Origin of the sequence: Dyadobacter sp., assembly GCF_017744695.1 — a bacterium.
Classification (GTDB): Bacteria; Bacteroidota; Bacteroidia; order Cytophagales; family Spirosomataceae; genus Dyadobacter.
Genome location: NZ_JAGIAS010000001.1, coordinates 1768245 through 1788742, shown reverse-complemented (window position 1 = coordinate 1788742; position 20498 = coordinate 1768245). Strand labels below are relative to the sequence as shown.

Below are 20498 nucleotides of genomic sequence, written 5' to 3'. Positions count from 1 at the left end.
GAATATAAAAAAGCCGGTCGGATCACTAGGTCCGCCGGCTTTCGTGTGTACAGGTCAATATCGTTATTGCTTATTCACTTGTGTTTCAGTTTTGATCTTTTCGATCTCCTCTTGCTGTGCAACCGATTTGAAATAGAAGTACAAACCGGCGATCAGGAAGATTTTCGACAGAATGAAAACGGCGATGAATGCGGGACGCCACAGTTTATGCACTTTCATGTGCGTGTCGTTGACCTCCACGTCAAGGTATTGTTTCGCATCGACCGGCTCTTCGCTGCCGCTGCGGCCTTTTTTCTCACGGATGCTTCTCAGCAATATAATTTCCCTGACGGCTTCGGGTGGAGGTACAGATCCTTCCGCGAAGTAGCGTTTAATGTCGTATTCGAGATCATTTACGTATTCGGCCATTTCGCTGTCAGCCTGCATCATTTTCGCGACCTGCGCTTGCTCTTCCTCGTTGGCGAGTCCCATTAAATGTGATTCGAGAATACCGCTCTCGATAAATTCCTGTTTGCTCAATGGGTGTAAAGGTTATGCGTTGCGATATGATTTGAAAAACTCGTGAAAAGAGCGAAGTACTTCTTTCTTAGATATGTTCAGTTTGCCTGCGACTTCGTCCGGCGTGTAACCTTGCCTGAATGCGAGATCGAAAATGCTTTGCGGAGAGGCATCTCCCTGTGCATATTCAATTCCTGAAGGTGCCAGGGCGGTCAGTTTGCGTTTGGCTTCCACCGCTTTGGCCCGCGCAAGCTTGATCACGCAAGCGGCAAAGGTAAAGGGATAACTGTTACAAGACTGCAATTGCGGAGAGGAAAATACGCTCACCAGGACTTCCTGGGCCAGGTGTACCTGCGGCAGGATTTGTAATATAATGCCATATGCCATGGCGCCGTATTGATCATACACTTCAAGGGAAGTGAGCGTTTTTGGCTTCGAAAGTGCATGACCGTCGACTCCATTGCCAGCTCGTTCTAATTCATTCATATAGGCAATTAATTGATCGGATATTGGGTCGGGTAAAACGGAGAGCTTTTAGTATGCTGTTGAAATTAGGGAAGTTTTGAACAAGTAGTGTGGGGCGTTGCGGGTAAATTTAATAGAATGCTCCATAAAAAGGTCAGTTGCTTGTAAAAAGTTTGGATTAAAGTTGTCAAACTATTTCAATTGCCGTACCACTTTTTAGTTCGGAAATTCATTTTCTGGAAGGATTGCGGATGGTTAACTTTGCGGGATGAAAGAGAAATTAGCAGTCATTTTTGATATGGACGGTGTGATTGTCCATACCAACCCTTATCACTCCCGCGCATTCCGCGAATTTTTTTCAAAACGAAACCTTTCGCCTACCGAAGAGGAATTTGCCCAACATATGTATGGCAAAAGCAATAGCTACATTTTAAGCCATTTTTTACAGCGCGTAGTGGAAGGCGAAGAGTTGTTGCAAATGGAAGAGGAAAAGGAAGGCCTATTTCGTGAATTGTACGCCCCTTACGTGGAACCGATCAAGGGTATCGTCGAATTTATGCATGATTTGAAAGCGAATGGAGCTGTATTGGGCGTGGGTACCTCTGCCCCGCGGGCCAACCTGGATCTGATCGTAAGCAAAGTGCCCATTCAGGAAATGCTCGGATCCATTCTGGCCAGCGAGGACGTGAAAAAGCATAAGCCCGATCCGGAAGTTTACCTTACTTCGGCGAAAAACCTGGGCGTGGAGCCGGAGCAATGCGTTGTATTTGAGGATTCGTTCTCGGGTGTTTCGGCGGCGCTTAATGCAGGTATGCGTGTGGTAGGCGTATTAAGCTCGCATACCCGCGAGGAATTGCCGCCGTGCAACCTGTATATAAACGATTACAGCGATCTCTCATACGGAAAGATCGCAGCACTCTTTTAAATATTGGATTACTATAAGGTGACGGGATCGTCGACTTTGACATCGAAGGCGCCCGTCAGAACTTTTTCGTTTCGTTTGATTTGAAGGAAAATCCGGTACTGTCCCCCTTTCGGGAAAGCATAGGGAAATGATATGCGTGTGCCGTGTTCCATGCCGGTCATACCGCCTTCGGTGGCATTGTACATGCCCATTTCCTTCATGAGAAATAGCTCCCGGTCAATGGTCGGCATGGCTTTGAGATGGGCTAAATGCCTGTCGATGCTGTCACGGAAAACGTCCGGTTTGGGCCATTTGGCTACATGGGCAGTATCCGAGATACGATTTTCAAACGACTGCTCGGCGGCCATTGAGTACGAGCCGCTCGGGTGCAGGTGGATGTAAACCGAGCCGTCGGAACGCATGATGACCGCATGGCCTAGCATGCCCAGATAGGGTTCGGGAAAACACGGGCTGTTGTCCGGATTGTATATTTCAAAATTCAGCTGATACGGTTTCCCTGCTTCGAGTGCCTTGTCGGGCTTACCTTCCCAAATGGCGTAGGAGCCGTCTTTGAAAACGGTTTTGGTACCTGGTTTCCCGCAAATGACCACGTTTTCGCCCATCGGCACCTTGCCCGGTGTATCGAGCGGATCCGTCATGATATAGGTATCGTCCTCGGATATTGTCTGAGAGGTGTTTTTGACAGACTTAGCCTGGATAACCAAGGTATCGACAATCGTTTCCGCAAACCCGGAGTATTGGACAATATCCGAGTAGACCAGGTACTTGCCCGCAGGTAAATCCGGTAATGCCGCTTCAAATGTCAGGCTATCCTTGCGCTCCGGATGGACGTGTGCAAACGCATCGAGTCCCGGCATACGCACGAGGAACGTGTGCATGATCTTTCCATGATCGGGGATCAGGGTGCTGAGCATGCTCCTTTTCTTCCGGTGGTCCCAGTGGATGGTGTCGATTTTCAATTGAAACACACGTTGCGAATCGGCTTCGATGATGGCCGTTTTTGCAGCCAATGGCTTGTATAGCCATTGTTTATACTCTGAAGCCCAGCTATCCCACCAGCTACTCCCGCCATACAAAATCAACGAGCATACCGCCGTGGCAATGCCCATATTGATCCATCTCTTCCGTTTTTGGGCCGGCGTAAGGCTTTGGCCCGGTTTTAAAAGACCGTCGCTCACGCTCGCACCGATGGTCGTGATCATCAGCAGGAAAAGCAGCAACCCGAAAATGCCGAGGCCGATGCCAAGTCCTTTCGGCATATCGCGCTCGGCGGTTGAAACGGCTACAATGGGGATAATTAACTCCGCGTCGCCCTGGATGCCTTCAATGCTGATCTGCGCACTGGACGAGCCAGGCTCCATGAGCCAAACTGATCCCTGGAACTGGCCTTTTTGTCCGGGAACCGGTGTTAGCGGGTCGGCGGTAGGCGCGCCCTTATCGCCGGAATAAAAGTAAATCGGCCGCACAGACACTTTGCGCGCCTCGCCATATTCAATAAAAACCGTAACCTGGGCTGTGCCCGGGATGACATCCGGCGGGGTTACGCTCACAAGCACTTTATACGCGCCGGCTTGCGCCTGCATTTGTACGCCCGCGCTTCCCACGTGCGCATACGAGGCTATGCCAGACAGCAATAGGAGAAAGAGATACAGATATTTTTTCATCGTTGAATCCGGTGCATCCAGTTACCCCACGCCAGTCCGATGCGGGTCGAGATTAATGTTAAAACCAATGCGACGCCCAGCCCTTTGAGCATCTGCGACGTGCCCTCTACCATCCAGGGGCCGAATTTGTAGCGGTATTGCCAGTTGGGGTCATTCCCGAAATACCAGTACTGACTTCCAAAGAACCAGTTGCGGGCATACGGTGATTCCATCAGAAACCCGCCGAAAAACCATTGGACTACAAAAAATACGGCCAGGAATGCGACGCCCAGCAGCACCGTGAGCTTCCATTCGTTCCAATGCGCAAAACGGTAACGGAGTATGTCGATCGCAATAGCCGGAGCAATCAGTAAAAGCGGGAAATGAAAACCCTGGTAATGGGTAATGTGGTTCAGGATCGGTCCGAGTTTCGGCTCGGCAGGGAAGAGCGGAATAATCCACAGCGTACCCAGCATGAGGGCTGTGTAAACACCAGCCACGGCAGTAACGGCCCATTTATGCGAAACGGCCCTACCGACCGCCACTAGTAGAAGCGGAAACGCGGCGCCGGCAAATATGTAAAAGCTGGACCGATGTGTGCGCATTCTGCCCAGTTCTTCGGATATTAATGTAAACCAGATGGTCAGGAGAAATCCTGCTGAAAGGGCAAACAGCCAGAATAGTATCCTGTCCAATGCCTTGGCCTTATCTCTTTCAAAACTGGAAAGTTTCATCTGGTTTTTCACGGCAATGACGCTGATCATCGCCCCAAACTGAATGCCGATAATGCCCAGGATCAATACGGTATGCGGAGGAGATAGGATGGTCACGTCCAGCCCATAGGTATTATGCCACCAATCGTCGAATGGGGCGGAGGTAAGCATTGATAATGCGCCCCAGACACAGAACAGGGAGCCGAGTGAGCTGTAAAAAAAGCCCCAGATTTTGACGCTCGCTGCTTTTTCGAGGTCATTTCCCCAGAATGTCTTTCTCAAAATCTCATAACCCGAAAACAAACCTGCTACCACGGCACCCAGATAAATAACCAGATGCGGCGGCGACAAAAGTCCGTCACGACCAATGCTCATATGCCAGCAAATATCCCAGATGAGCCCGGTAATTACGCAAAAAGATGCGAAAACGGTGGCGAAAATGTAAACGGGGATGCCCGGACTGGCCTGCATGGTCAATGTCCGGGCGCCGGTTGATGGCGGCGGGGCTGCGGTGTCTTGCATATGGCGGAGAGGAAAATGGAGTTACGACTGCAAATTTCGAAAAGGACAACCAGATTCCGTGCTACCCCTATGATAGTTGTTTATTTTAGTGAGGCAAATTTCGTGAACGTTCGTTACACTCAGAAGGGACGCATGGCCTTCACGAAACGCCCTTTGAAATAGGTCGAAAAGAGGTTGTCTTCACGCACGCCGCGGGATGTGGACGCGTGAATGAAGATGATTTCGTCGCGCCCGCGAACGTCCGTGACGATACCCGCATGCGAAACATAACCTTCCTTGCCGGCCTCCGGGACGAAAAATAGCCAGTCGCCTGCTTTAATTTCTTCCACACTGCCCACTTCCTGTCCGAATTCCGATTGCTGCCATGAAATGCGGGGGACTTTTACGCCCATTTCGGAATAAACCTGACAAATGAGGCCGGAGCAATCGATACCTTGTTTGTCGTTGCCGCCGGAGCGGTAAGGCGTACCGGTGTAAGTCCGGGCGATTTGCACCACTTGCGGGATATTCTCAGTATTCGCATCGCCGGGCCGCGCGTATGTCGGGGTGGTGTTGCGCGCGGGTGCCGGTTTTTTGACTGGCGCTTTTGCTACCGGTTTCCGTGCGGGCGGTCTGCGGTCAGACGGTCTGCGGGAAGGTGCAGTGCGGCCTCGCGACGCCGTGCGCGATGATGCATTTCTTTCGGGCGTTGTCCGGAATACTTCGCAGGAAAGCAATGTGGTGATCAGGAAGATGAAAATCGTGCAGGAAAGGGATTGGGAAAGGTACTTCTTCATGCGTAAGCGAAATTGGCCTGATTACTTTTTCAAAAATAATGTAAAAATCGGTTTTGCGCAGGCGGGACGCCTTACGATCTGCTTCGCCAGCGGGACGCTGGTTAATAGCGTGCCCCGACGTGACGTCGGCGCTAACTGCATATTAATGTGTTTACTATTTTAACTGCATTAGGTCTGAAAAATTGTAACAAATATTGTGAGGCCCCCGCTTTGTAAGTAGCTTTGTCCCTGACGTTCATTCCTTTTAAATTAGCATTTGACCCCTGATGAAAATTATTTGTGTAGGCCGGAATTACGCAGAGCATATCGCCGAACTCAACAACCAGACTCCCGATTCCCCGGTTATATTTCTGAAACCTGAAACCGCACAGCTTCGTCCCGGAGAGGATTTTTATTATCCCGAATTTTCAAAAGATGTACATTATGAAGTTGAGCTGGTGGTGAAAGTCAACCGGGCAGGGAAGAACATAGAAGAGAAATTTGCCCATAAATATTACAGTGAAATCGGAATCGGCGTGGACTTTACGGCCCGTGACCTGCAATCCGAGCTGAAAGCGAAAGGGCTGCCTTGGGAGCTCGCCAAAGCATTCAACGGCTCGGCACCGGTGTCGGACTTTGTGCCGGTTTCGGATTTTGCGGACATTCAGGACATCAATTTCAGTCTGGATGTAAACGGCGAGACACGGCAGAACGGCAACTCGTCGATGATGATCTATCGGATCAACTACCTCATCTCATTCGTTTCTAAATATTTCATGCTTAAAACGGGCGACCTCATTTTCACGGGTACACCCAAAGGCGTCGGCCCGGTGCAGATCGGCGACAAGCTGACGGCCTCGATCGAAGGCAAGAAGATGCTCGAGCTGTACGTTAAGTAAACCATACTCGTCATATCACCCGGTCGTAGTGCCGGCTATTCAAGCACTTTTTCATGCGTCATTATTTTCGGGCATTTGTCCGTTCAGGATTGTTTGTATTGGGGTTGGCAGGCTTTGCAGGAGGAGCATTGGCTCAAAAACAATCCTATCCGAAAGGGTATTATCAGTTTCCGATCCGCCCGGGGTTACCTAATTCGCTGGCCGGCGGACTGGGCGATTTGCGCAGTAATCATTTCCACGCTGGCCTGGATATCCGTACGGAACAGCGGGAAGGGCTGCCGGTTTACGCGGCCGCCGAAGGCTATGTTTACAAAGTGGCGGTTCAACGCACGGGTTACGGGAATGTAATCTATTTGCGCCACCCGAATGGACAAACCACCGTTTACGGCCATTTGCTGAAGTTCAGCGACCCGCTGGCAACATGGGTGCGCCAGGAGCAATATAAGAAGCAGACATTTGAAATCGACCTGTTGCCGGAAGCGGGCCAGTTTACATTCAAAAAAGGCGAGGTGATCGCGCTTTCCGGAAACACAGGCGGTTCCGCAGGACCGCATTTGCATTTCGAGGTGCGCGATTCGAAGGATAACTATCTGAACCCGTTGTATTTTGGGTTTAATGAAATCAAAGACGTTACGCCTCCCAGGTTCGTCAATCTGGCGATCAGGCCGATGGATATTAACGGGCGTGTGAACGGGCAGTTCGACCGCAAAGTTTATACGCCGGTCAAATTGAAAGATGGTACCTGGCGTCTGGCTGAGCCGGTTTCCGCCACCGGTATTGTCGGCCTCGACCTCATTGCTTTCGACCAGATGACCGGTACCGGTTTTCGCTATGGTTTGCAATGCATTGAGATCAAAATGGACGGACAGGAAGTGTTTTCATATAATATTGAAGTATTTCCAAACGCTTCTACCCGCGATTATAATAACCTGATCGACTACGAAACTGAGCAGGCGACCGGGCAGCGTTTCCTGAAATGCTACGTGCCGGACGGGAATCAATTCAATTTATATAAAACCAATGCAATCAACGGCAAACTGAATATCGCCGATACGCTCAGCCACGAAGTCAAAGTCCGGATTTCGGATTCTTATGAGAACTTCTCGGAGCTGATATTCACCATTAAAGGAGAACCGCAGAATCCGCCGCTGCCTGCATTTAATACCGAAGTCAACCCGGAATATGTTCAGACCGAAATTCGGGAAAACACGCTGGTGGTGAAAGCGAAATATTACCGCAGCCAGGAGCCGTTTGCGACTTTTTATATTAAAGGAAAACCGGAGAAGAAAGTGCCTAACCTGTACGCAGGCGAATCGGCGGTGTTCCTGACGGATTTGAGAAAAGAAATGCCGGATTCGGTGAAAGTGGGCACTACGACTGTGAAGACTTTCCTGCGCAGTCAGGTGTTGCCGAGCATTGCGTCGTCATTCAAGGACGCGAAATGGTCAGTGGACCTGGATAATACCAGTCTGTTCGATACGCTTTTTTTAATGGGCCAGCGAAATTTTAATGCATTGACCATTAACAATCGCGGAACTGCTTTGAACGATTACATTCACGTAGCATTCACGCCCGAGAAAGCACCAGAGGACAAGTCGCGCACCTATGCGTACCGTTACCTGAACGGGGACTACCGGTTCCTGGGCGGTAAGTGGGATGGCGAGATGATCCGGTTTGATACCCGCGAACTGGGCACGTTCGTGATTCAGGAGGATACAGTTCCGCCCCGGGTGCGCCTGGTGGAGCATAGCAAGCATCGCATACGCGGGTACGTGGGCGATGGTTTGTCGGGGATTGCGAATTTCAAGGCGTTGGTCAACGGAGAATGGGTTTTGCTGAATTATGATTTCAAGAAAGGCTATATCTGGTCGGAGAAAATGGATGACAGTCAGCCATTTGAAGGAGAACTGGTGCTGGAAGTGACGGATAGGGCGGGAAATAGTACTATCTTGCGAACAGAATTGGTTGACCTGGTTGTTAAACCTAAGAAAACCAAAAAACGTAGAAGATAGATTATGGGACTACAAGTCGGTGACCCCGCACCCGCATTTTCAGTAAAAGATCAGGATGGAAATCAAGTTAAGCTGTCGGATTTGAAAGGAGAGAAAGTTGTTTTGTACTTTTACCCCAAAGATAACACACCTACCTGCACCAATCAGGCCTGCAATATCCGCGACAATTACGGAGCGCTCCTGAAAAAAGGTTACAAGGTATTCGGGGTAAGCCCCGACAGCGAAAAATCGCATCAGCGGTTTATCAAAAAACATAACCTCCCATTTCCCTTGCTGGCCGATACGGAGCATCAAATGGTAGAAGCTTACGGCGTCTGGGGAGAAAAAACAATGTTCGGGCGCACCTACATGGGTGTACTCCGCACAACTTTCGTCATCAACAAAAAAGGGATCATTGAGGAGATCATTTCCAAAGTGGAATCATCGAAACACACTGATCAAATTCTTGGAAAAACTGAATAATAATCAGTCATTTTACCATTCCGAATAGCAGGACATTTACGCCGCCTAAATCGTCCCGCTTCGGGTAACCCGATTAAGGACAGTCCAATAGAAAATAAATGAAAATGGAAATTGAACAATTAGAAAAAGTAGCATCCCAGGTTCGCAGGGACATCGTACGAATGGTACATGGTTGTCAGTCGGGACACCCTGGCGGGTCGCTGGGTTGCACCGAATTGTTGGTAGCATTGTATTTTGAGCGCATGAAGCTTAAAGAGCAGGATGGCAATGTTGTATTCGACATGGATGGTAGGGACGAAGACCTTTTCTTCCTTTCGAACGGCCACATTTCCCCGGTATGGTACAGCGTGCTGGCACGCAGAGGGTATTTCCCCGTATCGGAGCTGGCTACTTTCCGCAAGCTGGATTCACGTCTACAGGGACACCCTACCACGCATGAACACCTGGAAGGTATCCGCATCGCGTCAGGCTCTCTGGGCCAGGGATTGTCGGTAGCATTAGGTGCGGCGACAGCGAAGAAATTGAACAACGACAAAGGAATCGTATATGTACTGATGGGCGACGGCGAGCAGCAGGAAGGCCAGGTTTGGGAAGCTGCTACTTTCGCACCGCACCACCAGGTGGACAACCTGATCGCGTTCATTGACCTGAATGGCCAGCAAATCGACGGCCCGACTGTCAAGGTAATGAACAACCGCGACCTGGGTGCCAAATATGAAGCATTCGGATGGGAAGTAATCTCTATCGAAGAAGGGAACGACATGGCGGCCGTGACGAAAGGCCTGTACGAAGCCAAAGGCCGTTTGGGACATGGCAGACCGATTATGGTATTGCTCCACACCGGCATGGGCTATGGCGTCGACTTCATGATGGGCAGCCACAAATGGCACGGTGTAGCGCCTAACGACGAGCAATTGGCGGCGGCACTGGCTCAGCTTGACGAAACTTTGGGAGATTATTAATATCCGGACCAGCGTGGTCATGCACGCGGTTTCATAAAACAGACATTCAAAAATGAAAAAATACACTTTCACTGAGAAGAAAGATACGCGTTCGGGCTTCGGTGCCGGAATGCACGTGCTGGGGCAGCAAAATCCCAACGTTGTAGCGCTTTGCGCCGACCTCGTTGGTTCTTTGAAACTCGAACCGTTTATCAAAGAAAACCCTGAGCGTTTTATCCAATGCGGTATTTCCGAGGCTAACATGATCGGTGTTTCGGCCGGTTTGACCATCGGAGGCAAAATTCCTTTCGCTACTACTTTCGCGAACTTCGCGACTGGCCGTGTGTACGACCAGATCCGTCAGAGCGTAGCCTATTCCAATAAGAACGTGAAAATCTGCGCTTCACACGCAGGTTTGACTTTGGGTGAAGACGGTGCTACCCACCAGATCCTCGAAGATATCGGTATGATGAAAATGCTTCCGGGCATGACCGTTATCAATCCTTGCGATTACAACCAGACCAAAGCGGCTACCATCGCGATCGCTGACTACGAAGGACCAGTTTACCTGCGTTTCGGTCGTCCGGTAATCCCTGTTTTCACCGATGCTGACCAAAAATTCGAAATTGGCAAAGCGTGGATGGTAAATGAAGGTACCGACGTGAGTATCATCGCTACCGGCCATATGGTATGGGAGGCGATCCAGGCTGGTGAGATCCTCGAAGCAGAGGGTATCAATGCGGAGATTATCAATATCCACACCATTAAGCCATTGGATGAAGAAGCGATCCTGAAATCGGTTGAGAAAACAGGTTGCGTGGTAACAGCAGAGGAGCACAACCGCATCGGCGGCCTGGGCGACAGCGTGGCACAGGTGTTGGTGAAGAACAAACTCGTTCCGCAGGAATATGTGGCTGTGAATGACAGCTTCGGAGAAAGCGGCACGCCGGCGCAATTGCTCCAAAAATACGGTTTGGATGCGAAACACATCGTAGAAGCTGCGAAAAGAGCGATTGCAAGAAAATAACATCCTGCATTGTCATCATGCCACAGCGCATCATGACATCCTGCAAAAAATGCATCGCTTTTCCCGTCGACTTAAGTCGACGGAATCGGATTAAAAAGCATGTTGCATTATTGAGTGCCGAATGTCATCAAGACATCTCACAAAAGAATGCATCGCCTTGCCGTCGACTTAAGTCGACGGGAATTGATTAGAGATTAGATTAGATTGATCAAATCTGAATATTGATCAAATCAGATTGATTAATAGATTAGAATCAATTGAGCTCTGAGAATGCAAAAATGCTGTTTTTGCTTCTCAGGGCTCTTTTTATTTGTCCTCCACAAAAAAATAAGCTATTATTGATCGGCGTTGACTTCGGGCCCCGGTACAAATATTGGTCACCCGGATTTCCTGTAAAAAACGATCAGGTTAATACTGATTAAATGTCCGACGAAGAATTACTATCCCTATTTGAAAATCCCGAAACGCGAAGGAACGCTTTCAATCAGCTGGTGCGGAAGTATCAGCAAAAAGTATATTGGCTGGTAAGGAAGATGGTGGTCGATCACGATGATGCCAATGACATTACCCAGGATGTATTTATCAAGGCATGGAGTGCGCTGGAAAATTTCCGGGGCGACGCCAAGCTTTACACGTGGCTGTACCGTATCGCAAGCAACGAAGCCATCAATTTCCTGAATAAAAAGCGACGGAAATATTTTATTCCGATCTACGATGTTGAGAATGAGCTGAGTGAAAAACTGGAAGCCGACCCCGACGTAAGCGGTGACGCCATTCAGCTGAAATTGCAGAAAGCATTATTAAAATTACCAGAAAAGCAGCGTTTGGTATTTAACCTGAAATATTTTGAAGATTTACCCTATGAAGAGATTTCGGAAATCACCGGAACGTCGGTAGGGGCGTTAAAAGCCTCATATCATTGGGCTTCCAAAAAAATTGAGGATTTTTTGAACGAGACAGATTAAACTATTCGCGTTCACTTTGGTCAAACCTTCACAAGACAGGAAATATAAATAATCATGGACAAAAAACGTATACGGCTGGATGATCTGAAGAGGGAAACACCCTTTTCCGTGCCGGAAGGTTATTTTGACAAGCTGCCGCAAATGATCCAGGCCCGGATCCCCGTGGAGCCCGTCCGTAAACCCCTCGTCAGCTGGTCGTGGCAACGTTCCGTCGGATTGGCAGCGGCATCGGCACTGATTCTCGTGCTCGTGTGGGTAACGGTACCGGAACGCCAGGGATCGCTGGGGCAGGAGCCTCTGAGCGACATCAGTAACGCCTCTATCATCAGTTACCTGGAAGACCAGGACATCAGTTATTACGATCTAAGCGAACACAAGGTGGTTCAGAAAGCATTCGAATCGGATTCGACCGTGCTGAATTACCTCGACGGCCTGGAAGACGATATTCTTCGCCAGCAGTTGGAGGAAGTTATGGTTGCCCCGGAGAAGATTTGACCCTAACGAACAATCGAAATGAACTTACAAATTGAATTCAAACGGTATCGGAACACTTTTGCTCTTTTGTTGCTATTCATCGGGGTTGCATCGACGGCAGCCCAGGCCCAGCGCCGTTCCGAGGAAGAAATAAAGAAGATCCAGGACGCCAAAGTAGCGATCATTACCAACCGCCTGAACCTCACGCCGGAGCAATCCACCGGTTTTTGGCCGATGTATAACGAATATTCCCAGAAAAGAAGGGAAATCCACCGGGCACAGCGCAAGATCATCAACGATAAAAAGGCAGAAGGCCAGAACGACGAGGCCGTGCTGGACAACCTGAAAGAAGTACAGGAACTTCGCCAGAAAGAGCTCGATCTGGAAAAAGAATATCAGAACAAGTTTTTAAAGGTTATTACAGCGAACCAGGTGATCGAATTGTACAAAGCCGAACGTACATTCAACGACATGCTGATCCAGCGGTTGAAGCAAAAGAATTAAGTTAGCCTGCTTGTCGACTTATTACAAACAGAAAGGCCCGCTTCCTAGGGAGGCGGGCCTTCTTTATGAAACAGGTTATTGCTAATGAGCTCCCACAGCTTCCACTTCGCCAATACCACGTGTTTCCAGGATGATATTGCGTAGTGGCGCCTGGTGTTTTTTAAAGTCCTGAATGATTTCGAGGACGTCGTAGTCGATATTCATCGATTTGGAACCGTCGATCACCACGGTAGCGCCGTCGGGCAGGTTATCCAGCGTTGCGCTGATGCTTCCTTTGTTGAGGAACGTAACTTCCTCCGAAAGTAAAAGCGTGATCACCTGGCCGTCGCGGTGCTCCTCCTTGATATAATGGTAAGAATGCTTGTGGTTCTTTTTCAGGATAAAATAAATCGCGACCACCATACCTATACCGATGCCTTTGAGCAGGTCGGTGCTGAGGATTGCGATAATGGTTACTGTGAAGGGGATAAACTGTTCCAGGCCCAATTTGTACATTCCTTTGTACAGCTCGAACTTGGATAGTTTGTAACCCACCATCAATAGGATCGCTGCCAAAGATGCAAGCGGGATGTAGTTGAGATATTGCGCAATGAACACCACGGAAACCAGCAAAATAGTACCGTGAATGATCGTACTCAGCTTCGTACGGCCACCTGAGTCGACGTTAGCCGAGCTGCGGACGATTACCTGTGTAACCGGCAAGCCACCGATCAGCCCGGAAGTGATATTTCCCACACCCTGTGCGATCAATTCGCGGTTGGTAGGCGTGTTGCGTTTGAATGGATCGAGACGGTCCGTAGCTTCCACGGAAAGCAGTGTTTCGAGACTGGCAACAATGGCCAGTGTGATCGCTACCGTGTAAATTTCCGGCTTGCTGAATGCAGAGAAGTCAGGTGTTTTGAAAAAACTGAAAAACTCCGAAGCACTCGATGCTACCGGCAACTGTACCATATGCTCGCCCGATAGCGCCCATTGCGGTGCAGCAGCTCCAAAAACCAGGTTGAGGATCACGCCGATGATTACGACGAACAGCGCACCAGGTATATACCGGAACAGCTGGATCCGTTTCATAAACGGCTTGTCGAACAGGATCAGCAATGCCAGCGATACTGCTGAAATGATGATGGCACCGGTGCTGTTGTAACGCAGCGAGTAATACACTTCCGTGAAAGTATTGCGGCCATCTTTTTGCGCAAATGCTTCATCACCCATAAAATCGGCGTCGTAGCCGAATGCGTGCGGTATTTCCTTTAAAATAAGTGTAATACCAATGGCGGCCAGCATTCCCTTGATCACCGAAGAAGGGAAATAGTAGCCGATAATACCGGCTTTCAGAAAACCGGCAATTACCTGCAGAACTCCCGCGAGCACCACCGCCAGCAAAAATGCCTCGAAGCTACCCAGGGTATCGAGCGCATTGAGTACAATCACAACCAGACCCGCTGCCGGACCTGCCACACCCAGGGAGGAGCCGCTCAGGGAGCCTACTACGATTCCACCTACGACACCGGCGATAACCCCCGAAAATAGGAGATCGGAACGCCCGGTCGAGGCCAGCGCGATACCAAGGCATAACGGCAGCGCTACCAGGTATACGACAAGCCCCGCAGGTAAATCGTATTTGATATTGGCGAACAAACTTTTATTATTCAATGACATACGATTGATTCAATAAGGATCAAAAATTGGACTACTCAGAATGCAGTACCGCTGATCAGACAAGCTGCGGTATTTCGAGACGGTATACGTCGTCGGCAAAGTTGCTGGTGTCGATCGTTACGTCCATGTCTTTCAGGATACCGTTGGAGATATCGTAAACCATTCCATGCAACTGCAGCCTTTTGCCATTAGCCCACGCAGTTTGTACGATGGTCGTTTTGGCAAGGTCACGTACTTGCTCCTGAACGTTGATCTCGACGAAGCGATCAGCTCTCGCTTTGACATCCTCAATCGCATTCAATTCCTGCGCGTGCAGGCGGTATACATCCTTGATATGACGCAACCAGTTGTCGATCAGCCCCACCTGCTTGTTGCCCATCGCGGTAATCACCCCGCCGCAGCCGTAATGCCCGCACACGAGGATATGCTCAACGCCGAGTACGTTCACGGAGTAGTCGAGCACGCTGAGCATGCTGATGTCCGTGTGGATCACCATGTTAGCGATATTGCGGTGTACGAAAATGTCGCCTGGTTGCGTACCGGTAAGCTGGTTGGCAGGTACACGGCTGTCGGAGCAGCCGATCCAGAGGAACTTCGGCGACTGTCCTTTTGCCAGATTTGAGAAGAATTCAGGATTTTCCTTCGTTGTTTCTTCCGCCCACTTTTTATTGTTTTCGAATAACTGATTATAAGCCCTTATCATGATTTCTTGATTAGAATAATGGAATGAATAATAGAGGAACATGCGTGTAGGGATGCGGAAATACCGCATCGCGTTACGACGGCAACGAACCCTAGAGAGTTTGGATTAAAGAAATCAGATTAGCTCCGGAGGCGGAGAAAGCAGGTTGCGGTAAATCTCGTTATCGAAATTCGCAGTATAGAAGAATGAGCTTTTGACCGGGATAAGCGTTACAGAACGGTCAAAATGGACGCTATGTGAAATCAGGAGTTGGTCGTCGTTCAGCTTTTCGACCTCTGTTTTTTCCTCGTTGTCGCAGGTTCCTGATTCACAAACCACAGATGCCTTTTCTTTGGCCAGCAACAAGCTGGCAACATCTGTGGCTTTACAGATGAGAAAGGCCGTAAGCAGTATGAGACAAAGTGTTCTGAACACGGGAAAATAGTTTTTTAAGAACCAATTCAACACTCAACGCCACTAAAACGTTCAGTTGGGCACTTTTTAGTGTAACTGGGAAATGAATTTTTTGTTAAATCGCCGGATAGAACGAACAAAAAAAGGGTCGTATTAACAACCCTTATTTATTCGCTTTCCATTGCTTTTCATTGTTCTCCAACCAACGCCCAACCAGGAACGCCGAGCTCAGCAGAACGACATAAAAAGCAATCATAATAACGGTCATCATCATAGTTGTACTCGATTATAATGCAATGTAGAATGAGCAAAAATAGCTAAAAAAAGCCAAATCGGCGCGCCGTCCAACAAAAATTAAAGTACTCCTTTGGTCGACGGCATGAAATCCAACGCTTTAAGGTCGCGTTTCACAGCCATTTTGATCGCCTTGGCGAATGCCTTGAAGATGGATTCGATTTTGTGATGCTCGTTGTCTCCCTCGACTTTGATGTTCAGATTGGAAAGGGAAGTGTCTGAGAATGACTTGAAGAAGTGAAAAAACATCTCCGTCGGCATTTCCCCGATTTTTTCTCTTTTAAATTCTGCATCCCAAACGATCCACGGACGGCCCGAGAAATCGATCGCCACCTGTGCCAACGCTTCGTCCATCGGCAGGAGGAAGCCGTAGCGGCTGATACCCCGTTTGTCGCCGATAGCCTGTCGATAAGCCTCTCCCAATGCGAGGGCAGTGTCTTCAATCGTATGGTGCTCGTCAATATGCAGATCGCCTTCGACATGAATCGTCAAATCAGCGCCTGAATGACGGGCGAGCTGGTCGAGCATGTGATCGAAGAAGCCCAGCCCGGTGTGAATGTCGGATCGGCCGCTGCCGTCGAGATTCAGTTCGACTTTAATCTGGGTTTCCTTAGTATTTCTTTCCACAAAAGCTTTGCGGGAAGGCAATTTCAAATGTTCGTAAATGGCGTCCCAGTCGCTGGTAACCAATGCGGTGGTTTCATTCATCTGGGCGGTAATGCCTTCTGCCGGCATTTCGGGACGGAAAAGAATGGCCTTGGCGCCAAGGTTTACGGCGAGTTGGACATCTGTCAGGCGATCGCCAATCACGTAGCTGTTGGTCAGGTCATATTCATTCGAGAAATAAGCAGTGAGCATTCCGATGCCCGGTTTACGGGTAGGAAGGTTGTCTTCCGGAAAGCTGCGGTCGATATGTACTTCCGCGAAACGGATGTCTTCGCCTTCCAGGGTTTTGATCATTTTATTCTGAGCAGGCCAGAAAGTATCCTCGGGAAACGAGTCAGTGCCGAGGCCGTCCTGGTTGGTTACCATGACCAGCTCGTAATCGGTTTCATCCGCAATTTTGCGCAATGCAGAAATGGCTTTGGGCAGGAATTCGAGCTTTTCCAGGGAATCTACCTGAAAATCGGTAGGGGGCTCAACAATGATCGTACCGTCGCGATCGATAAATAGGACTTTTTTCATTAACGCAGCGCTTATTTTTCCGCAAAGTTCGCAAAGAATGCCTAATTGAAAAGCAGTTGGAGACGAATAATGCCGCGGCCGGGAATTTTGTGCGGTAGGAGAGCGGTTAGGAAATTGTAACTTTGCATTATAATCCCCTATTAAAATGTTTACAGGAATCGTAGAATCAATCGCGGAGGTGGTGCATGTTGAAACGGAAGGAACCAATAAGACCTTCACTTTCAAATCGGCCATTGCCAACGAATTTAAAATAGATCAGAGTGTAAGCCATAACGGCGTTTGCCTTACGGTTGTGGCGACGGACGGCGACGAGTATAAGGTAACGGCCATCGAGGAGACGCTTTTAAAAACTAATCTGGGCGATCTCGCGTCAGGTAGTAAAGTAAATCTAGAACGGTGTATGCCGGCCAATGGTCGTTTCGACGGTCATATTGTGCAGGGGCACGTGGACCAGACCGCTACGTGCACGCAGGTGCAGGAGCGAGACGGGAGTTGGTTATTCGATTTTGAGTACAACGCCTCGACCGGTAATATTACCGTCGAAAAAGGCTCTATTTGCATTAACGGCGTGAGTCTCACCGTTTTCAACTCCGGTGAAAATACATTCAGGGTTGCGATTATCCCCTACACCTATAACTTTACCAATTTCCATTCGTTAAAAGCGGGAGACACGGTGAACCTCGAATTTGATATTCTGGGTAAATACATCAAGAGAATTCTCGGTTCGTATGCGGTTTAGCATATTTGCATCTTGGAATATTACGTTTATTTTTACCCGTTTATAATACCAAAAGCCCATCCAATACATTCATGGCCAAAATAAGTACACAGTCCAGAACTGATCTTTTCATACACATCGGAATCATTGTCTCGCTGCTTTTGGTCCTTTTTCTGGGGTTTTTCTTCGTTTACCTCCCTTTTACAACCAATCACGGTGAAGCCATTACTGTGCCGGATTTGAAAAAGAAGAGTGTGGAGGATCTCGACGACTTTCTCGGCGACCGTGACTTGCGTTATGAGGTCGACTGTACTTTTGTGACCAACGTGCCGCCATTGACGATCATCTCCCAGTATCCATTGCCGGGTTCGAAGGTGAAGGAGGGACGGAAAATCTACGTAACAGTGGTTTCCCGCACCGCGCCGCTGATCAAAATGCCGAAGCTGACAGATATGACGCACCGCAGCGCTCAAATGCTGCTGAAAAGTGTAGGATTGGAAGAAGGGAACATTTCTTACGTTCCGGATATGGCGCAGAATGCGGTTTTGAGGCAAATGTATAATGGTAAGGAAATCCTGCCGGGGCAGCCGATCGCGAAGGGTTCGAAAATCGACCTGGAATTGGGAGAAGGGCTTGGTACCGCGCAGTTTGAAACACCGTCGGTGATTGGAATGCCATTGGATGAAGCAAAAATAGCAATTGTGGGAGCGGGGCTGAAAGTGGGCCAGGTAATGGAAGTGCCGGCCGAAGAAGGCCAGGCGCCGGGCTCGATTGTGCGGCAAAATCCCGACGCGGGTAACAAGGTAAGAATAGGGGACGTAATCGACTTGTGGGTCACGCCGCAGGCGCCTGAATCGACGGATAATGGGAATCAACCGGAGCAGTAAAAAATTCTTCACACACAGGATTTTTATTTGGATTTGTGTACTCGCCATGGTACAAAGCCACGTTGCGCGCGCGCAGTTGCGCATCGTGCCGATCGATCAGGCGAGGTACAGCCATGAAGACGATGAATCATCGGCATCAAATCTCCGCACTCAGGCTTCGCTGAACCTGCCTTTTTTTGACGATTTTTCGACTACCAAAACCCTCGCACCCAATAGCAAATACTGGATGCCAGGCAGCGGGGTTTATATCAATAATACACTCACCAACTCGCACCCGTCGGTTAATGTGGCTACGTTCGACGGATTGAATGCCAAAGGAATTCCCTATAACCTGGTGAACCCCCTGGTGCAGGGATATACCGACACACTTACTTCTCAACCAATTAGCCTTAATGGCAAAGTTACAGGCGATTCCATTTACCTCAGTTTTTACTGGGCTGCAAAAGGCCTGGGCGAATTGCCGGATTCCAGTGATTTCTTACAGGTGGAGTTTTTCAACAAGGCAGGTGAATGGGTGTCTGTCTGGCGGCAGCTGGGGTATGAGGTTGATACGCTGTTTCATCAGCAATTTATTGCCATCAAGGACCCGAATTACCTGCACGATGCATTCCAGTTCCGGTTCAGGTCTTACGGCAGAAGTTCAGGTCCGTATGATACCTGGCATCTGGATTATGTCTATTTGAATTCAAAACGATCGGTGAAACAGCCGTATTTATTCGATGTGGCCATGCGGAAGCCGGTTTCGAATATCCTGAAAAAATACACGGCGATGCCGTTGCGTCAGTATCGTATAAACCCGGCAGCGGCGACTGCGGATTCTGTTAAAACCGATATTGTTAATCATTTCAATAACTTCAACGTCCTCACGAGTACCTATACGCTCACGGACGCGCAGCGCGGGACGGAGTTTGCGCGAAATGTGCAGCGTTCAATCGTTGTGGAATCATTGAAATCACAGGTATTACGGGTCAAAATAGCACCTGTTAATGCAGCCGCTCAGATAGACAGCCTGCATTTGATCAGCAAATTCTTCATCGCTACAACCGATACCATTCCCGGAGCGAACCTCAAAATGAACGATACCATCATCGGGAAGGCTGCATTGACGGATTACTTCGCTTACGACGACGGAAGCGCCGAGTATGGGGTGCAGGTGAATCAGAAACTTGGACGTGTAGCAGTGCAATATGTGCTTGCCAAAGCAGATACGATTGGCGGAGTACGGATGTCGATGGTATCATTCAATAAAGATATTTCGGGACAAGGCTTTACGATCCAGATTTATGGCAGTAAAGGTGGCAAACCCGACCAGGTGATCGCCCAACGGTCGGTTGCGGTGCGCTATCCTGCTGTTCGTGATGGCTTTATCGATTACGCATTCACGACTCCGGTGGCAGTACCGGATACTTTCTATGTGGGCTGGTTGCAGATCAATGACCAGCCGGTGACGGTGGGCTTCGACCGGAATTCGCTTTTGGGAAGGAACACGGTATATTATAACCTGGGGACCGAATGGGCGAAAGAAACAGCCCTGAAAGGCTCGATCATGATTCGGCCGTACCTGGGCAAAAAGGCGCAGGGAATTATCACCGGTAATGAGCCGGCCGATCAAATCAATGCTATTTTTTATCCTAATCCGGCCAGGGGCGAAGTGCGTTGGAATAACAAATCGCTCAAAAAGATTGAAGTTTACAGCACCGGTGGGAACCTGATGCATTCCCTGGTGCCTGCGCACGATCAACAATCAGCGCCTGTTGACCATCTGAGTCAGGGTATTTATATCTTTAAGGCTACGGATGGGAAACGTTCTTTTGTACAAAAAATGTTAATCTCTCAATAGACCCAGTCGTCATA

At 49.1% G+C, this 20498-nt stretch carries 21 protein-coding genes; 12 read left to right on the top strand and 9 right to left on the bottom strand.

The genetic code is table 11. From position 1 onward, the window contains the following. Positions 1-63 precede the first annotated feature (63 nt). Both J7619_RS07090 and J7619_RS07085 read right to left on the bottom strand, forming a co-directional pair. Positions 64-519, bottom strand: a complete 456-nt coding sequence (locus J7619_RS07090; RefSeq protein ID WP_291196115.1) for a hypothetical protein — start codon at positions 517-519, stop codon at positions 64-66. Positions 520-531: 12 nt separating this feature from the next. Continuing rightward, positions 532-984: a hypothetical protein gene (locus J7619_RS07085; RefSeq protein ID WP_291196112.1), complete on the bottom strand. Its 453-nt coding sequence runs from the start codon at positions 982-984 to the stop codon at positions 532-534. Positions 985-1231: 247 nt separating this feature from the next. On the opposite strand from J7619_RS07085, the gene J7619_RS07080 reads away from it, so the two are divergent. Next, complete coding sequence (locus tag J7619_RS07080) at positions 1232-1888, top strand: HAD family phosphatase (protein WP_291196109.1); 657 nt, start codon at positions 1232-1234, stop codon at positions 1886-1888. 11 nt (positions 1889-1899) lie between these two features. Here J7619_RS07080 and J7619_RS07075 read toward each other — a convergent pair whose 3' ends face one another. The 3 genes from J7619_RS07075 to J7619_RS07065 all read right to left on the bottom strand — a co-directional run bounded on the left by J7619_RS07075 (position 1900) and on the right by J7619_RS07065 (position 5542). Further along, positions 1900-3552: a hypothetical protein gene (locus J7619_RS07075; RefSeq protein WP_291196106.1), complete on the bottom strand. Its 1653-nt coding sequence runs from the start codon at positions 3550-3552 to the stop codon at positions 1900-1902. Beyond that, complete coding sequence (locus J7619_RS07070) at positions 3549-4766, bottom strand: hypothetical protein (RefSeq protein ID WP_291196103.1); 1218 nt, start codon at positions 4764-4766, stop codon at positions 3549-3551. The genes J7619_RS07075 and J7619_RS07070 overlap by 4 nt, the downstream gene beginning before the upstream one ends. A 119-nt stretch (positions 4767-4885) precedes the next feature. After that, on the bottom strand, positions 4886-5542 hold the full coding sequence (locus J7619_RS07065; RefSeq protein WP_291196100.1) for a C40 family peptidase: 657 nt from the start codon (positions 5540-5542) through the stop codon (positions 4886-4888). Positions 5543-5808: 266 nt separating this feature from the next. Here J7619_RS07065 and J7619_RS07060 point away from each other — a divergent pair, with 266 nt between their 5' ends. From J7619_RS07060 to J7619_RS07025, 8 genes are all read left to right on the top strand, one after another. Further along, positions 5809-6420, top strand: coding sequence for a fumarylacetoacetate hydrolase family protein (locus tag J7619_RS07060; RefSeq protein ID WP_291196097.1), 612 nt, complete (start codon positions 5809-5811; stop codon positions 6418-6420). Between the two features lie 53 nt (positions 6421-6473). Then, a complete protein-coding gene (locus J7619_RS07055; protein ID WP_291196095.1) occupies positions 6474-8432 on the top strand; it encodes a M23 family metallopeptidase in 1959 nt (652 codons plus the stop codon). Between the two features lie 3 nt (positions 8433-8435). Beyond that, the gene (gene bcp / locus J7619_RS07050; protein WP_291196092.1) at positions 8436-8894 is read left to right on the top strand and encodes a thioredoxin-dependent thiol peroxidase; all 459 of its coding nucleotides are present in this window, start codon (positions 8436-8438) and stop codon (positions 8892-8894) included. 104 nt (positions 8895-8998) lie between these two features. Further along, positions 8999-9856, top strand: coding sequence for a transketolase (locus J7619_RS07045; protein WP_291196089.1), 858 nt, complete (start codon positions 8999-9001; stop codon positions 9854-9856). Between the two features lie 52 nt (positions 9857-9908). Then, positions 9909-10862 (top strand): transketolase family protein, encoded by a 954-nt coding sequence (locus J7619_RS07040; RefSeq protein ID WP_291196086.1) that lies wholly within the window; start codon positions 9909-9911, stop codon positions 10860-10862. Between the two features lie 422 nt (positions 10863-11284). Beyond that, complete coding sequence (locus J7619_RS07035; protein ID WP_291196084.1) at positions 11285-11827, top strand: RNA polymerase sigma factor; 543 nt, start codon at positions 11285-11287, stop codon at positions 11825-11827. Between the two features lie 54 nt (positions 11828-11881). Continuing rightward, complete coding sequence (locus tag J7619_RS07030; protein ID WP_291196081.1) at positions 11882-12322, top strand: hypothetical protein; 441 nt, start codon at positions 11882-11884, stop codon at positions 12320-12322. An 18-nt stretch (positions 12323-12340) separates the two neighbouring features. After that, on the top strand, positions 12341-12805 hold the full coding sequence (locus J7619_RS07025; RefSeq protein ID WP_223400249.1) for a hypothetical protein: 465 nt from the start codon (positions 12341-12343) through the stop codon (positions 12803-12805). A gap of 81 nt (positions 12806-12886) precedes the next feature. Here J7619_RS07025 and J7619_RS07020 read toward each other — a convergent pair whose 3' ends face one another. From J7619_RS07020 to hisB, 4 genes are all read right to left on the bottom strand, one after another. Then, positions 12887-14464 (bottom strand): SulP family inorganic anion transporter, encoded by a 1578-nt coding sequence (locus J7619_RS07020; RefSeq protein ID WP_291196074.1) that lies wholly within the window; start codon positions 14462-14464, stop codon positions 12887-12889. A gap of 55 nt (positions 14465-14519) precedes the next feature. Beyond that, positions 14520-15167, bottom strand: coding sequence for a carbonate dehydratase (gene can, locus J7619_RS07015; RefSeq protein WP_291196071.1), 648 nt, complete (start codon positions 15165-15167; stop codon positions 14520-14522). A gap of 114 nt (positions 15168-15281) precedes the next feature. After that, positions 15282-15581: a hypothetical protein gene (locus tag J7619_RS07010; RefSeq protein ID WP_291196068.1), complete on the bottom strand. Its 300-nt coding sequence runs from the start codon at positions 15579-15581 to the stop codon at positions 15282-15284. Positions 15582-15914: 333 nt separating this feature from the next. Next, positions 15915-17039 (bottom strand): bifunctional histidinol-phosphatase/imidazoleglycerol-phosphate dehydratase HisB, encoded by a 1125-nt coding sequence (gene hisB, locus J7619_RS07005; protein ID WP_291196065.1) that lies wholly within the window; start codon positions 17037-17039, stop codon positions 15915-15917. A 145-nt stretch (positions 17040-17184) separates the two neighbouring features. Here hisB and J7619_RS07000 point away from each other — a divergent pair, with 145 nt between their 5' ends. From J7619_RS07000 to J7619_RS06990, 3 genes are all read left to right on the top strand, one after another. Continuing rightward, on the top strand, positions 17185-17778 hold the full coding sequence (locus tag J7619_RS07000; protein ID WP_291196062.1) for a riboflavin synthase: 594 nt from the start codon (positions 17185-17187) through the stop codon (positions 17776-17778). A 71-nt stretch (positions 17779-17849) separates the two neighbouring features. Next, a complete protein-coding gene (locus J7619_RS06995) occupies positions 17850-18644 on the top strand; it encodes a PASTA domain-containing protein (protein ID WP_291196059.1) in 795 nt (264 codons plus the stop codon). A 46-nt stretch (positions 18645-18690) separates the two neighbouring features. Continuing rightward, on the top strand, positions 18691-20484 hold the full coding sequence (locus J7619_RS06990; protein WP_291196056.1) for a T9SS type A sorting domain-containing protein: 1794 nt from the start codon (positions 18691-18693) through the stop codon (positions 20482-20484). The last annotated feature ends 14 nt before the right edge of the window (positions 20485-20498 follow it).